Annotated in this window: 7 protein-coding genes; 5 read left to right on the forward strand and 2 right to left on the reverse strand. The window is 71.5% G+C overall.

Features of this window, described 5'->3' with window-relative positions; all coding sequences use genetic code 11:
• Positions 1-403: 403 nt before the first annotated feature.
• The 5 genes from O7629_RS13300 to O7629_RS13320 all read left to right on the forward strand — a co-directional run bounded on the left by O7629_RS13300 (position 404) and on the right by O7629_RS13320 (position 14,923).
• Positions 404-1,705 carry an MFS transporter gene (locus tag O7629_RS13300; protein ID WP_278169477.1) on the forward strand — a complete coding sequence of 434 codons (1,302 nt, stop codon included), beginning with the start codon at positions 404-406 and terminating at the stop codon, positions 1,703-1,705.
• Positions 1,684-10,848: a MupA/Atu3671 family FMN-dependent luciferase-like monooxygenase gene (locus O7629_RS13305; RefSeq protein WP_278169478.1), complete on the forward strand. Its 9,165-nt coding sequence runs from the start codon at positions 1,684-1,686 to the stop codon at positions 10,846-10,848. The genes O7629_RS13300 and O7629_RS13305 overlap by 22 nt, the downstream gene beginning before the upstream one ends.
• Positions 10,845-12,332: a condensation domain-containing protein gene (locus tag O7629_RS13310; protein ID WP_278169479.1), complete on the forward strand. Its 1,488-nt coding sequence runs from the start codon at positions 10,845-10,847 to the stop codon at positions 12,330-12,332. Before O7629_RS13305 ends, O7629_RS13310 begins: the two co-directional genes overlap by 4 nt.
• 300 nt (positions 12,333-12,632) lie before the next feature.
• Positions 12,633-14,123, forward strand: a complete 1,491-nt coding sequence (locus tag O7629_RS13315) for an RICIN domain-containing protein (protein WP_278169480.1) — start codon at positions 12,633-12,635, stop codon at positions 14,121-14,123.
• 20 nt (positions 14,124-14,143) lie between these two features.
• On the forward strand, positions 14,144-14,923 hold the full coding sequence (locus tag O7629_RS13320; protein WP_278169481.1) for a fused MFS/spermidine synthase: 780 nt from the start codon (positions 14,144-14,146) through the stop codon (positions 14,921-14,923).
• 279 nt (positions 14,924-15,202) lie between these two features.
• Here O7629_RS13320 and O7629_RS13325 read toward each other — a convergent pair whose 3' ends face one another.
• On the reverse strand, positions 15,203-15,334 hold the full coding sequence (locus O7629_RS13325; RefSeq protein ID WP_278169482.1) for a hypothetical protein: 132 nt from the start codon (positions 15,332-15,334) through the stop codon (positions 15,203-15,205).
• A gap of 158 nt (positions 15,335-15,492) precedes the next feature.
• A complete protein-coding gene (locus O7629_RS13330; RefSeq protein WP_278169483.1) occupies positions 15,493-16,722 on the reverse strand; it encodes a transposase in 1,230 nt (409 codons plus the stop codon).
• Between the last annotated feature and the right edge of the window lie 13 nt (positions 16,723-16,735).

Raw genomic sequence — 16,735 nt, forward strand, 5'->3', positions numbered from 1 at the left:
GCTCTCTAGACTCTTCCTCGGAGCCCGGGAGAGTACGCGTACGTGACGGTCACGCCAAGAACGCAGACCCCGGACACAACAACATTCTCAAGCCAGACCGTACCGCACCTCGGCACCAGTCGGGACGAGGCACACTGCCGTCACGGCATCGGGGCTCGGCAGATGGCGCGGCAGGCCGCCGCCAGCTCGTAGCGTCATGGATGGCACCGCTCGCCTCCACCTCACCGCATGGATCTTGATCAGATCGACAGCCTCGCATACTCTGACGGGCGGTAGTCATCACGTAACGACGAGCCAATGGCGACCACCGTCCCTGGGGGCACAGCTTGCCGCACCCATCCTGCTCTGCCGGACACCCCCCACGCCCGAGGTCGACGGCACCTGACGTATCCGCCGGCCGATCGTGACCGTCACGGATCAGGACCCGGGCCGCACCAGCAGCGGGATGCGGCACTTCCGGTTTCTGGTGGTCGGCAACGCGGTCTCGGCATACGGCACCTATCTGGACATGATCGCGCTCAGCCTGTTCGCGTACTCGCTGACCGGCAGTGCCACGCACACCGGGTTGTTCCTGGCACTACGGCTGGCCACCAGTGTACTCACCGGATTCGGTGCCGGGAGCCTGGTGTCCCGGCTCGACCGCAAGCGGATCATGGTGACGTCCGACATCAGTCAGGCGGTCGCCCTGGTCGTGCTGGTTCTCGCACCGACGACGGCCCAGGCCGGCCTGCTGTACGCCGTCGCGGTCGTCACCGGCGCCGGCGCCACGCTCACCAGCGTCGCGCTGCGCAGCAGCATCCCCGAGATCGTCGGGCAGGACCAGCGGGTCCGGGCGAACGCGCTGCTCGCCACCGGCCGGTCGTTGGCGATGGTCGCCGGGTTCGCCTCGGCCGGAGTCCTCATCTCCACGGTCGGCTACACCGGTGCGTTCCTCATCGACGCCGGAGCGTTCCTTTTCTCAGCCGCGGTCCTGGCCCGGCTACCGATCACCACCCGCAGCCGACGGTCGGCAGCCGCAGCGGGCTCCGGGCCGGGCGCAGCAACGGACACCGGGCCGGACTCCGGGCCGGACGAGGCGCGACGGCCGTCCGGAGTCCTCACCGCGCAGTTGACGGCCCTGCGCTACCTGCGGCTCACCCCGGTCCTGCTGGCACTGATCAGTCTGCGCGCCGCCGACGCGTTCGGCTCGGCCTCGCACAACGTCGGCCTGCCGGTGCTGTCCACCATGCTGGACCCGCAGCATCCGGCCGCGTTCATGTCCCAGTTCTGGGCCACCTGGGCGGTCGGCAACATCATCGCGCAGCGCGCCGTCGCCCGCTGGGCCAGACACACCGGCCGGACCATCAACGAGCGCGCGTTCGCCGCTGGCGCGGCGCTCATGTCGGTGGCCTTCATCCTCACCTTCACCGCGCCGCCGCTGCCGCTGGCCGTCCTGGTCGCCACCGTCGCCGGCGTCGCCGACGGCTTCACCGAGATCGCCTACACCACCCGGCTGCAGGCCACTCCGGATGATCAACGCGGCTACGTCTTCGGATTCTCGGCGACCGCGGAGAACCTCGGCTTCGGCGTCGGCATGGTGGCCTGCTCCTTTCTGCTGGAACAGTTCAGTCCGTTGACCGTGGTCACTCTGTTCCACGGGCTGGCGGTGCTGCTGGCAGTGGCTTTCCTGGCCACGCTGTGGGCGTGTCGACGGACGACGACATGAGCACCCCGACGCGCGGTGGCACCGACGACCGGCGGATCGCCATCATCGGCATGGCGTTGCGGCTGCCCGGCGCGGACACCCCGCAGGCGTACTGGCGCAACATCCGCGACGGCGTGACCAGCGTACGCAGGTTCAGCCCCACCGAGTTGGCCAACGCCGGGGTGCCGGCGGAGCTGCGCGAGTCACCCGATTTCGTCGCCGTCAGCGGCGTGCTCGACGACATCGACTCGTTCGACAACGAGTTCTTCGGGATGAGCGTGCAGGAGGCGCGCACCGTCGACCCGCAGCACCGGCTGTTCCTGCAGACCACCTACCACGCGCTGGAGAACGGCGGGTACGCGGGAGCACGACCCGACACCAGGGTGGGCATCTTCGCCGGTGTCGGATACCACCTGTATCCCCTCAACACCTACCTGCGCAACAACCTGGCCGACGCCCGCTGGGACGGTGACTTCGGCCCGGCCTTCCAGGTGGCCCTGGGCAACTTCAACGACTTCGTCGCGACCAGGGTCGCGTACCGGCTCGGCCTGACCGGTCCGGCGGTCACCGTGCAGAGCGGCTGCTCGACGGCCCTGGTGGCGGTGCACCTGGCTGGCCAGGCGTTGCTCGCCGGCGACGCCGACCTGGCCCTGGCCGGCGCGTCGGCGGTGCACATCCCGCAGATCCTGGGTTACCGCCACGTCAAGGGCACCATCCTGTCCCGATCCGGCCGGTGCCGCGCGTTCGACGCGTCGTCCGACGGTACCGTCGGCGGCAACGGGGTCGCGGCGGTGCTGCTCAAGCGGTACGACCGCGCGGTCGCCGACGGGGACACCATCCACGCGGTGATCCTGGGCAGCGGAGTCAACAACGACGGCGCGACGAAGACCAGCTACGCCGCGCCCAGCGCCGCCGGGCAGCGCGACGCCATCCTGCGCGCGCTCGACGTCGCCGGGGTCTCCCCCGAGACGATCGGCTACCTGGAGACCCACGGCACCGGCACCTACAAGGGCGACCCGATCGAGTTCGACGCGATGACCTCGGCCTATCGCCGGCACACCGACCGGACCGGCTACTGCGCGATCGGCTCGGCCAAACCGGCCATCGGGCACCTGGACGCCTGCGCCGGCCTGGCCAGCCTGATCAAGACGGTGCTGGTGCTGCGGCACGCGACGATCCCGCCGTTGGTCGGGTTCGAGCGACCCAACCCGGCGTTGGACCTGGCGGCCAGCCCGTTCGTCATCCCCGCCGAGGCGCGCGCCTGGCCCGATCTGCCCGGGCCGCGCCGGGCGGGGGTGACCGCACTCGCGGTCGGTGGCACCAACGTCCACCTGATCCTGGAGGCACCGCCGGCAACACGACCGGGGCTGCCGGCGACGACGAATCCCACTAGCCCGGTGCCGGCGGTGCCGACGGAACCGGTGCCGGTGCCGGTGCCGCTCTCGGCGTACCACCCGGAGAGTCTGCGTACGCTCGCCCGCCGGATGCGCGACCACCTGCGGGCCGACCCCGGGCTCGACCCGGCCGACCTGGCCACCACCGCCGCGCTCGGCCGGCCGCACCTGCCGTACCGACTCGTCGTGACCGGCGCGACGACGACAACGATCGCGGATGCCCTGGACGACTACCTCGCCGCGCCGGGGCGGCAACGCCCGGCGCGGGTGGCGACCGGATCGGCCCTGGGCGCCGGCGTCGCCTCCGGCGGGCTCGGCGCGGTGGCACCGGTGGTGCTGTACGGCGGGCAGGGCGCCTCGTACCCAGGGATGGCCGGAGCGCTCTACCGGCGGTACCCGCAGGTGCGGGCGGTGCTCGACGCCTGCGAGGCGTACCAGCGCCGCGCCGGCGGGCCCTCGGTGCTGACCCCGCTGCTCACCACCGACGCTGGTGCCGACCGGACCTGGCCGGCCGATGTGGCGCAGCCGGCGCTGTTCGCGTTCCAGGCCGCGCTGACCCGGCTGTGGCGCTCGCTCGGGGTGGCGCCACGACTCGTCGCCGGACACAGCATCGGCGAGTACGCTGCCCTGGCCGCAGCCGGCGCGCTGTCGATCGAGGACGGTCTGCGGCTCACCGGGATACGTGGGCGGCTGATGCGGGAGCACACCGCGCCCGGCGGGATGGTCGCGGTGTTCGCCGCCCGGGCCGCGGTCGACGAGTTACTCGCCACCGACGGGCGGCTCGACCTCGCCGCGGTCAACGCGGCCGAGCAGCATGTCGTCGCCGGGCCGGTCGAGGCACTCGACGCCGCCTGCGGTGTGCTGGACCGTCTCGGGTTGCGCTGGCACCGGCTCACCGTTGACCGCGCCTTCCACTCGGCGCTGCTCGACCCGATCCTCCCTCGGCTGGGCGAGGCATTCGAGGCGGTCGGCTGGGTGCCGTTGGACACGCCGCTGGTCAGCAGCGTGGACGGCACCGTGCTGCCGGTGGGTCACCGCCCCGACCCGGCGTACCTGGTGCGGCAGACCCGGATGCCGGTCCGGTTCGACCTGGTCACGGCCGCGATCGCCGCCGAGACAGCCAAGACGTCGGCCGCCGCGGAGTCGGCCGGCGTGCCGGTGCTGGAGCTCGGACCGCAACCGAGCCTGGCTGGGTTGCTGCGCTCGGCGCTGCCCGGATGGCCGGTGCTCGCCGCACAGCGCCGGGGCACGGAACTCAATCAGCTCATCGACAGCTTCGCCCAGCTGCACGTACACGGGGTCGACCTGGACTGGGCCGCCCTGCTCGGCCCTGGCCACGCACGCCGGGTCCCGCTGCCCGCATATCCGTTCCAGCGCCGAGTCCACTGGACCGGACCGCCGCTGGCACGAACCGAACCTGGAGGGTCGATGGCCGACGTTGACACTGTCCGCGAGGCTGGCTCCGCGGTCGCCGCCGGATCAGCCGCGCCGGACCTCGCGCCGGTGGTCGAGCGGGTACGCGAGATCAGCGCCCGGCACCTCGGCTGCGACCCGGACGACATCGCCGTCGACCGCCCGTTCGTCGAGATGGGTGCCGACTCGCTCGCCATGATCAACGCGCTGCGGGAGTTCGAAGGCGAGTTCGGTGTCCGACTCGCCATGCGCGAACTGTTCGAGGAGGCGGACACCCCGAGCAAACTGTCCCAGCTGATCCTGTCCCGTCGGACCCCGGCACCGCCAGCGCCGCCGGCACCAGCCACACCGGCACCGGCCGAACCGCCGGCGCCGACTGCGGCACCGGCAGCACCGGGCGTTGACGCGCACGGACCCAGGGTGGTCGTGGCACCCGACAGCGGTCAGGCCGGCGCGGTCGCTACCGATCGCGGCCGAGCCCACCTGGACGACCTGCGGCGACGGTTCGTGGCGAAGACTCGGCGGTCGAAGGAAATCACCCAGCGCCACCGTGGCGTGCTGGCCGACAGCCGGGCGGTCGTCGGCTTCCGTAGTGCCACGAAGGAGATGCTGTACCCGATCGCCGGCCAGCGCGCCAAGGGCGCATGGCTGGAGGATGTCGACGGCAACCGGTACGTCGACATCACCATGGGCTTCGGGGTGCTGCTGTTCGGCCACGAGCCGGACTTCGTCGCCGACGCGGTCCGGGAGCATCTGTCCCGAGGCGTTCAACTCGGACCGCGCAGCGTCGACACGGGCGCGGCCGCCGTGCTGTTGAGCGAGCTGACCGGGATGCCCCGGGTGGCGTTCGCCAACTCGGGCACCGAGGCGAACTCGGCGGCGATCCGACTAGCCCGCGCCGCCACCGGACGCGACAAGATCGTCATGTTCCACGGGTCCTACCACGGACATGCCGACAACGTGCTCGGCCGCTCGGTCGGGACCGGAGCGGACCGGACCACCGTCCCGGTCAGCACCGGCATCCCGGCCAGCGCCGTCGCGGACCTGGTCGTGCTCGACTACGGCGTACCGGAAAGCCTGCAGGTGATCGAAGCGCTCGGCGAACGGTTGGCCGCCGTCGTGGTCGAGCCGGTGCAGAGCCGCCACCCGGCGCTGCAACCGGCGGAGTTCCTGCGCCGGCTCCGCGACATCACCCGGCGGTACGGCATCGTGCTGATGTTCGACGAGATGCTCACCGGGTTCCGGCCCCATCCGCGCGGCGCCCAGGGCCTGTTCAACGTGACCCCGGACCTCGCCACGTACGGCAAGCTGCTCGGCGGTGGCTTCCCGATCGGGGCGATCGCCGGACGCGCCGACATCATGGACGGCGTCGACGGCGGTTTCTGGCGCTACGGCGACGACAGCCGCCCGCAGCGGGAGACGACCTTCTTCGGCGGCACCTACATCCAGCATCCGGTGTCCATGGCCGCCGCGCGCGCAGTGTTGACCCGGCTGACCGAGCACAGCCCACGGCTGCAGCAGGAGCTCAACGCTCGGACCGACCGGCTCGTCGGCACACTGAACGACTTCTTCACCGAGGAGGAGTACCCGCTGCGGCTGAATCACGTCGGCTCGCAGTTCCGCTTCGAGCACCGCGCCGACCTCGAGCTTCTCTACCACCACCTGCTACTCAAGGGGGTGTACGTCTGGGAGTGGCGCAACTTCTTCCTCTCCACCGCGCACACCGATGACGACGTCGACCTGGTGATCGACGCGGTGCGCGCCTCGCTACGCGAGATGCGCGGCGGCGGGCTGCTCCCCCGTCCGGCCGGTACCGCCGTGCCCACGGCGAAACCGAACGGCACCGCCCGGGTCGAACCGACGGTACGGACCGGACCGACGATGAGTGTCGCCGCAGCGGGCGGCCCCACACCGGCAGACGCACCGGCGGGCGCACCGGTGCGCCCGGCACCGGACTTCAGCGTGTACTTCTTCGGCGACTATCCGGCCGGCTCGGGGGCTGGCGACCCGTACGAGCTGATCGTCGACACGGCCCGCTTCGCCGACCGGCACGGATTCCACGCGCTGTGGATCCCGGAGCGCCACTTTCACTCCTTCGGCGGGGTGTTCCCCAACCCGGTGGTGCTGGCCGCCGCGCTGGCCCGCGAGACGAGCCGGATCCGGTTGCACGCCGGATCGGTGGTCCTGCCGCTGCACGACCCGATCCGGGTCGCCGAGGACTGGTCCATGGTCGACCGGCTGTCCGGCGGCCGGGTCGGCATCGGCTGCGCACCCGGATGGCACGCGGGCGACTTCGTCCTCGCCCCGGAGCACTTCGGCACCCACCGCGACGTGATGTACCGCCACCTCGACCAGGTACGCCGGCTGTGGCGTGGCGAGGCCGTCGAACGGCGCAGCGGCACCGGCGAACCGGTCGAGATCCGCACCCTGCCCCGCCCGGTGCAGGCGATGCCGCCGATGTTCGTCGCCGTGGTGGGCAATCCGGAGTCGTACCAGCGCGCCGCCGAGCACGACCTCGGCATCGTCACCAACCTGATGAGCCAGTCGGTGGAGCAGTTGGCCGACAACATCCGGCGCTACCGTAAGACCCGCGCCGAGCACGGGCTCGACCCGCACGGCGGACGGGTGGTCGTGCTCGTGCACACCTACCTCGGTGCGGACTCGGCCCGGGCGCGGGCCGAGGCGTTCGCGCCGCTGAAGGCGTACCTGCACTCCTCGCTGTCGCTGTTCGGACAAATGACCAACAGTCTCGGATTCCAGGTGGACCTCGACACCGCCGACGCCGACGACCTGGACTACGTGTTCCAGCGCGCCTACGACCGGTACTGCGAGGCACGGGCGCTGATCGGGTCGCCGGACGACGGCGCCCGGCTGATCGACGCGCTCACCGCCGCCGGCGTCGACGAGGTGGCCGCGCTGGTCGACTTCGGCGCATCCCCCGACCAGGTGCGGGCCGGTTTGCCGCAGCTGGACCGGCTACGGGCCAGCTACCAGGCGCCGGCCGACACGCCACCGATCGACACGTCGGCGGGCAGGCAGGCGGCGACCGGTCACCCGGAGGCCGCCCGCGACGTGGGCCCGGACCGGTCCGGACCGACGTCGCGCGGGCAGGCGCGGATGTGGTTCCTCGAACGGCTGCATCCGGGCCAGGGCACCTACAACGAGGCGGTCACCGTACGGCTCGACGGTCCGCTGGACGTGCCGGCGCTGCGGGCCGCGCTGCACCAGCTGGTGGCCCGGCATGCTGCGCTGCGGACCGTGTTCCGGGAACGCGACGGCGAACCGGTCCAGGTCATCCTCGGTGATGGCGCAGTGGACCTCACCGTCGAGGAGCACGCCGGGCGTGACGAGGACGACACCGTACGGCGGATGCTGGCCGAGGAGAGCCGGCGCGTGTTCGACCTCGCGCAGGGTCCGCTGCTGGTGACCCGGCTGCTGCGCTGGTCGGCCGAGCGGCATGTGCTGATGTTGTCCCTGCACCACATCGTGGTCGACGCCGCGTCGGTGCGGGTGCTGGCCGACGATCTCTCCGCGTTGTACCGGGCCGCACTCGACGGCCGGCCCGCCGACCTGCCGGAGCTGTCGGTGGACTGCCTCGACCTGGCCCGGCGGGAGGCGGACGCCGCCAGCGGTTCGCCCGGCGAGCCGGCCGGTCTGGCCTACTGGCGGCAGCGACTGGCCGGTGAGCTGCCGGTGCTGGACCTGCCGACCGACCGACCACGCCCGACGGTCCGCAGTGGCACCGGCGCGTCGGTCCGGTACCGGCTCGACCCGGAGCTGTCCGGGCTGCTGAGCCGGCTCAGTAGCGCGCACCGGGCCACGCTGTTCATGACGGTGCTCGCCGGGTATGCGGCCACGCTGCGCCGGTTCACCCGCAGCGACCAACTGGTCGTCGGCACACCAGTGTCGGTCCGGCCCACCGGTGCCGAGGCAGTGGTGGGGTTCTTCCTCAACACGGTCGCCCTGCGGCTGGACCTGTCCGGCGACCCGACCTTCGCCAACCTCCTCAAGCAGGTCCGCGACACCGCCCTGGACGCGTACGACCATGCCGACGTGCCGTTCGACGCCGTCGTCGGCGCGGTGAGCCCGGACCGGGACACCAGTCGGACCCCGGTCTTCCAGACCATCGTGGAGTTCGACAACGGCGGCGACCCGCTCCCGCTCGACCTGCCCCGGGTGACCGCCCGCGCGCTGGCACACCGGGCCGAACGGGCGGTGACCGACCTGGTCCTGTACGTGACCAACCACGCCGATGGAATCGACTGCCGGTTGGAGTACGGCACTGACCTGTTCGTGGCGGACAGCGCCGAGCGGCTGCTGTCGTATCTCGTCGCGACCCTCGCCGCCGCCGTCAACCAGCCCGATACGCCGATCTCGAAGCTGGTCGGCGTCCTCGACACCGACCGGGACGCGCTGGCCCGTTGGGGCGTGGGACGGCAGCGCGAGCTGCCGCCCGGTCGCGTGCCCGACGCGGTGCGGCAGTGGGCGCAACGCACGCCGCAGGCGGTCGCGGTGATCGGTGGCGGCACGGTGCTGACCTACCGGCAACTCGACGAGCGGGCCACCGCTCTGGCGCAGCGGCTGGCCCGGCAAGGGATCGCCGCAGGCGACATCGTGGCGCTGTGGCTGCCCCGGTCACCGGAGTTCGTCGTCGCCGCCCTGGCGGTGCTACGCGCCGGAGCCGCGTACCTGCCGTTGGATCCGTCCCTCGGCGGCCGGCAGGTGCGTTTCATGGTCTCGGACAGCGCGGCCCGGGTGGTGCTGGCCACCGGGGGTGACACCGCGCTGGACCTGCCCGACGGGGTCCGCCTGCTGTACGTCGACGAATCCGGCGACGCCGATCCCGTCGGCGGGTCCGGCGACCCCGGCCGTACGCCCATCAGGGACAGCGACCCCGGCCGCGCGGCGAACGATCCGGATACGGCGTGCTACGTCATGTACACCTCCGGTTCCACCGGCCGGCCGAAGGGTGTGACCATCACCCACCGCAGCGTGCTGAACCTGTGCCAGTGGTACCGCGACGAGCTGGAGCTGACCGCCGACGACCGGGGTGCCGTGGTGTGTGGGCAGAGCTTCGACGCCTCGGTGCTGGAGATCTGGCCGCCGCTGCAGGTCGGTGCGAGCCTGACGATCGCCGACGATGCCGTACGGCTGGACTCGATGGCGCTGGCGCGGTGGATGCGTACCGCCGGGGTGAGCGTCGCGATGCTGCCCACGCCGATCGGGGAAGGGTTGCTCTCGCTGCCTGTCTCGGCCCAGCCCCGACTGCGCCACCTCACCGTCGGCGGCCAACAGCTGCGGGTACGCCCACAGCCCGGGGTGCCGTACGTGGTGCGCAACGTGTACGGGCCGACCGAGACGACGGTCATCGCCACGTCCGAGGTGGTGACACCGGCGTCGGCCGGGTCCGACGGTCCGATTCCGATCGGCCGACCGCTGGACAACGTCCGCGTCGAGATCCGCGACGAGTGGGGCAACCTGGCTCCGGTCGGCGCCGTCGGGGAACTGTTCATCGGCGGTGCCGGAGTGGGTCGTGGCTACCTGAACCGGCCCGAGCTGACCGCGCAACGGTTCGTCGACGACCCGGCCGGCGGTGCCGGTTCCCGCCGCTACCGCACCGGCGACCTGGCGCGGTGGACCGCCGACGGGGTGCTGGTGTTCCTCGGCCGTACCGACGACCAGGTCAAGATCCGGGGAAACCGGGTCGAGCCAGGCGAGGCGTCCGCGGTGCTGCGCGGGCTGGATCTGGTCGCCGACGGCATCGTGGTGGCCCGCCGGGACCGGCGCGACGAGGCGTACCTCGCCGGGTACGCGGTACCCGCGCCGGGCGTGGCACCCGACGGACTGGCCGACCGGGTCGTCGCCGCGATGGCCCGCGAGCTACCCGATGTGCTGATCCCCCGGGTGTGGGCGGTGCTGCCGGCGCTGCCGCAGACCGGCAACAACAAGGTCGACCGGGCCGGGCTGCCGGAGCCGACCATCCGTACCGGTGAGCCCACGCCGCCGCTGGCCCGACCGGTCCCCCGGCCACCGGTCGAGCCGCCGACGCCACAACCGGTGGCCCGGAACGACGACCCGACCGGTGACGCGCTGACCGGGACGGTGCGGGCGCTGTGGGCCGCCGAACTCGATCTGGATCCGGAGCGCATCGACCACGGCGCGTCCTTCTTCGCCCTCGGCGGCCATTCGATCAACGCGATGCGCCTGCTGAACCGGGTACGCGAGGCCACCGGAGCGGACTATCCGGCGTTGGAGTTCTTCCGCGCCCCGACCATCGCGGCGATGGTCGGCCGGCTGCGCGGACCCGCCACGTCCGCCGATGACGGGTCCACCCGCCGGGTGCGGGGCACGCTGTGACCTTCGACGAGCTGCTGGAGTACATCGCCGGGCACGATGTACGGCTCACCGGCACCGGCGACACCCTGCACTACGACGCCCCGGCCGCCGCGATGGGTCCGCAACTGGTCACCGCGCTGCGGTCGCACAAGGGTGAACTGATGCGCTGGCTGGCCGCACCGGCGCACGAGCGGGAGGTGACCCGGGCGCCGCTGTCGGCCCAGCAGGAGCGGGTGGTGGAGGTCGCCGGGAGCAGCACGCACCCGGCCAGCTGGAACGTCGGTCTGCGGCTGGAACTGGTCGGCGACCTCGACGTCGCCGCGCTCGACGCCGCGCTCGATGGTCTGGTCGCCCGGCACCATGCGCTGCGGGCCCGGCTGATCCGCGACGGTGGCGCCTGGGTCCAGCGGATCCTCGCTCACCGGCCGGTCCCGCTGCCCGTCGTCGAGCTGGCCGCGCTGCCACCGGAGGCGGCGCGGCGGCGCGCCGAGACCCTCTGCCGGGAGGTGGTGGCACCGGTGTTCGCGCTGGCGGACGAGGCACCGGTGCGATACACGCTGATCCGGCTGGCGCCCGACGAGTCCTGGCTGATGCTGGTCTTGCATCACGTCGCCTGCGACGGCCGGGCGGTCACCGTACTGCTGCGCGAGCTGGCGGACGGGTACCGCACCGCCCGCGACGCAGGTGCGCCGGACTTCGGCCCACCCGCCGCCCAGTGCACCGACTACGCACGCTGGCAGCAGGGCCAGTGGGATGAGCCGACCCGCCGCCGGCGGCTGGCCTACTGGGCGGAGCACCTTGGCGACGGGCCGCTGGCGCTGGAGCTGCCATTCGACCGCCCCGCACCGCAGCGGCCGAGTGGGCAGGCCGCCACCTGCCGGTTCGAGATTCCCGGACAGGTCCGGCTCGCCGCCGAGGTGCTCGCCCGGGAGCTGGGTGCCACGGTGACCGCGGTCGCCGCTGCGGCGTTGGCACTGCTGCTCGCCCGGCTCAGCGGACAGCCCGACGTGACCCTGTCGATGCCGTACGCCAACCGGTCACCCCGGGCGTACGAGGACACCGTCACCGTGCTGGCGACGGCGTTGCCGGTGCGGATCCGCACCGCCGCCGCCACGACGTTCGCCCACCTGGTCGGCCAGGCCGCCGACGCCCTGTTCGCCGGCATCGACAATCTGCTGCCCACGGCCTGGATCTACCAGCAGCTACCCACGCCGGACAAGGGCGCAGCGCCGGCCGGGATGACGGTGAGCTTCGCCTTTCAGAGTACGTTCGACACCCGGATCGAGCTGCCGGCGTTGGCGGTACGGGTGCACGAGGTGCCGACCGGGGTCGGGCGGGCGGCGCTGCTGATCGTCCTGATGCCCGGCCCGGACGGGATCGACGGCTATCTGGAGTACCCGGTGGACCGGCTCGATGACGACACCGTCCGCCGCTGGATGACGAGGTACGTCGATCTGCTCGCCTCGGCGTGTGCCGGCCCGAACCGCCTACTTGCCGACCTCTGACCGCCGGTGTGGTTCACCAAGCCGCCGGTGCCGTTCACCCAAGCTGCCGGAGTCGTCCGACGAGGGCCGCGCCGACGGGCCCAAGTTGAACGATCGTGTTCGATTCCTTGACACTCCAGATGCGCTCGCTAACACTTGTCCGAAACACGCACGTAACGTACCGCAAACGCGGCTCCCTGCCGGCCCGACGCGCCTGATCTGCCCCGCGCGGTGTTAACGCGAACATAGTCAATCCACCGGAGAGACAGCGGGCCGGCGGTAGCCGTCCGGCCCGATGTCCGTTCCCAGGGAGGCCAGATCTTGTCAGAATCATCGTCCGGAACCCGGTCGTTGCGTCGATTGTCGATCACCCTGGTGGCCGCGGTGACGGCGATGGTCGGCACCGCAGTCGTCACATCGTCGCCAGCCACCGCCGCCACCAGCCAGTTCCGCGGCATGAACTGGGCCGTGCTGGGTGACAACTTCAGCACCGGTCCGCTCGTCGTGCACGGACTCAACTCATCCGACAGCAACGCGACGGTGCGGGCGAAGGCCAACGCCATCTACGACGACATGGCTGCCACCATGGGCGTCAACACCGTCCGGCTGCCGATCAACACCCACACGGTCGGGACGGCCTGGTGGGAGGCCTACCGAGGGGCCATCGACGCCGCCACCGAACGCGGGTTCAAGGTCATCCTCGCCTACTGGGAGGACGGTGCCGCCTCCGGCGGCCGGATCACGAACCTCGCCGCGTGGAACGCGATGTGGTCGACGGTCACCAACACCTACGGATCGAACCCCAACGTCTACTTCGAGCCGATGAACGAGCCGCACGGCTACAGCTCGGCGCAGTGGCGCGACGTCGCGGCCAACTGGCTCAGCTACCACTACTCGGCGGCGCCCGGTCGGGTGCTGATCGGCGGCACCGGCCTCAGCCAGGACCTGCGGGACGTGTGCAACGACAGCCGCTTCAACTCGACGCTGTTCTCCTTCCACCACTACGCCTTCTTCTACGGTGAGATGTCCTACGACGCCTTCCGCAGCCACATTCAGACCCGCCTCGGCAACTGCGCCTCCCGGGCGGTCGCCACCGAGTTCGGCGCGCCCATGAACGACGGTCGCAACTACGCCAACCCGAACAGCACCGACAACTTCGTCCGCCACATCCGCGCCATGGCCCAGGTCATGCGCGACAACCAGATGGGCGGCACCTACTGGCCGGCCCTCGGCGGCAAGACCGGCAACATCGGGTACGACTGGTACTCGATGTTCGCACTCAGCGGCAGCGGCACCAGCCTGAACCTGACCGTCCGCAACCCGTCCGGCGCCGACCGGATCCGCTACGGCTGGGGCGACACCGTCAGCGACGACCCCTCGACGCCGCCGACGGGGACGTTCTACCGGGTCACTGCGCGGCACAGCGGCAAGGCCATGGACGTCCAGCAGCCGAACACCGACAACGGTGCCCGGGTCGGCCAGTACGCGTACAACGGCAACGCATGGCAGCAGTGGCAGTTCCAGGATGCCGGCAGCGGCTACTGGCGCCTGATCAGCCGGCACAGCGGAAAGTGCCTCGACGTGGTGAGCGCGTCGACCGCCGACGGGGCCGAGCTCATCCAGTACACCTGCGGCACCGGCGCCAACCAGCAGTTCCAGATGGTCACCAACGGCAGCTACTTCCAGCTGCGGGCGCGGCACAGCGGAAAATGTGTGGACGTGCCGGCTGCGTCGACCGCAGACGGCGTCGTCCTCATGCAGTGGTCGTGCCACACCGGCACCAACCAGCAGTGGTCGCGTACGCCCGTCTGAGGATCGCTAGTCTGCTGGTCATGCGAACATCCCGCGACCGGCTCGACCTGGCCGTCGACCCGGCCAGGTCGACCGGGCGCATGCTGCTCGCCGACGGCGTCGAGCAGTCGTACGTGGATGTCGCCGATCCCGCGTACCTGCGCTTCGAGTACGTGCGCCGGATGGCCGCCGGGGCCGATCTCGCCGCGCCTGCCGGTGCTCCGCTGGACGTGCTGCACCTCGGCGGCGGTGCGCTGACGCTGCCCCGCTACGTCGCCGCCACCCGGCCCGGCTCGGCGCAGACCGTCGTCGAGCGGGATCCCGAAGTGGTCGCGCTGGTGGCGCGGGAGCTGCCGCCCCGGCCGGCCGGCGTCGAGGTCATGGTCGCCGACGCGCGGGAGGCGGTCACCGCCGCGCCCACCGACGCGTACGATCTGGTGCTCGCCGACATCTACCAGGCGGCCCGGATGCCGCCGCATGTCGCCACCGTCGGGTTCGCCGCCGAGGTCGCCCGGGTACTGCGACCGGACGGCATCTACCTGGTCAACGTCACCGACCTGCCACCGCTGGCCGGCACCCGGATGCAGGTGGCCACCCTGCGGGCGGTCTTCGCCGACGTCTGTGCCGTCGCCGACCGACGGATGCTGCGCGGCCGACGGTACGGCAACGTGGTACTCGCCGCGGCACGGGCGCCGGACCGCCTGCCGGTGGCGCGCCTGGTGGTACGGGCGCTGCGCGACCCGGTACCCGGCGGTGTGCTGCACGGACCGGCGCTGGACAGGTTCGTCGCCGGAGCCCGGCCCCGCGCCGACACGGCGTAGCGGCGGGCACCGGCAGCGACGGGCGTGGCTACCAGAATGCGGGCCAGTGCTCCGGCCGTCAGGCCGGGGGTGAAGGCCCGCGCTGGCAGGGCCGCCAAGGCAGAAGCAGTACCCTAGGCCGGCCGGTTCTGCTGCTCGATGTACTGCTGCACGATGCGCAGTGGCGCGCCGCGGTGAAACGGTAACCCACCGAAACACTGCGCGTGTCACGCGCAGCGTGGCTGGAATCGCCGCCGTTTAGCCTTAGGGCGGCGAGGATGTCAATGACGTGCCGAGCACCTAGCTCACGACATCGGCGGCGCTGTAGTCATCGCCGGTACCGATCAGTGCCGGCAGGAACGCCAGATCCTGCCCGAGAGTGAGTAGCGGGGGTTCGCGGTAGCCGTCGGGTCGTCGCTGTGCCAGGCCCACCGAAGCGACGAGACCGTTGCACAGACAGCGGCTCCCGACGGTGTCCTGTACGACGCCGCCCTTGCGGAGGTACTCGTCGACCGGTTCAGCGGGACAGCGGAAGCCGACCTTGCCGTCCGGCCGCTGGTACGGGCTGCGGAGTTGACATCCTCGCCGCCCTAAACGGCGGCGATTCCAGCCACGCCGCGCGTGACACGCGCGGTGTTCTGGTGGGTTACCGTTTCACCGCGCGGTGCCGGGACGGGTCCCGGTCCTACCCGCGCTCCACGGTCGTTGAAGTCCGCCTGCCCGGCGGCCTTGATGTTGATCGCCGCGTTGACGTCCCGATCGTGGTGACTGCCACACGGACAGACCCACGACCGCACGTTCAACGCCATCCTGTCGTTGATCCGGCCGCAGTCCGAGCACATCCGGGTGGACGGGAGCCACCGGTCCACCCGGGCGAACGTGCGTCCGGACCTCGCCGCCTTGTACTCCAGCATGCCGACGAACGACGACCATCCGGCGTCGTGCACCGACTTCGCCAGCCGGGTCCGGCCGAGACCGACGACACACAGGTCCTCGACGTACACCGCTTGATTCTCACGGATGATCGCCGTGGACAGCTTGTGCTGCCAGTCCCGCCGGGTGTCGGCCACCCGGGCGTGCGCCCTGGCGACCTCCACGACAGCCTTCCCACGGCGGCTGCTGCCCCGCTGTTTACGCGACAGGGCCTGCTGCAGCCGCTTGAGCCTGCGGGCCGCGCGGCGCAGGAACCTGGGCGCGGCCACCTTCGTGCCGTCCGACATGACCGCGAAATGCGTCAGCCCCAGATCGATCCCCACCTCGGCGTCCACCTCGGGCAGCGGCTCGCCCGTGGCCCGCACGACGAACGAGGCAAAATACCGCCCGGCCGCGTCCCGGATGACCGTCACGGACGACGGGTCCGACGGCAACATCCGGGACCAACGGACCGTGAGATCGCCGATCCTCGGCAGCCGCAGACGACCGTTGTCCAGCACCGTGAACCGGGAGTTACGGGTGAAACGGATGGCCTGCCGGTTGTCCTTACGGGACCGGAACCTCGGCGGGGCCACCATGCGGCCCTTGCGTCTGCCGGTGATCGAGGCGAAGAAGTTGCGGTACGCGGTGTTCAGGTCCGCGAGGGCCTGCTGCAACACCACCGCCGACACCTCACCCAGCCACGCCCGCTCCGGAGTCGCCTTGGCCCGCGTGATGACCCGCTTCGACAACTCGGCGTCCGACACGTACGGCAGGCCCTGCTCGTAGGCGGTCTGCCGTGCACGCAGCCCGTCGTTGAACACCACCCGGGCGCATCCGAACGCCCGGGCCAGCGCGATCTGCTGGCCGGGTGTCGGATAGACCCGGAACTGGTACCGGAGCTGCACGAACCACACAATA

Origin of the sequence: Solwaraspora sp. WMMD792, from assembly GCF_029626105.1 — a bacterium.
Lineage (GTDB): Bacteria > Actinomycetota > Actinomycetes > Mycobacteriales > Micromonosporaceae > Micromonospora_E.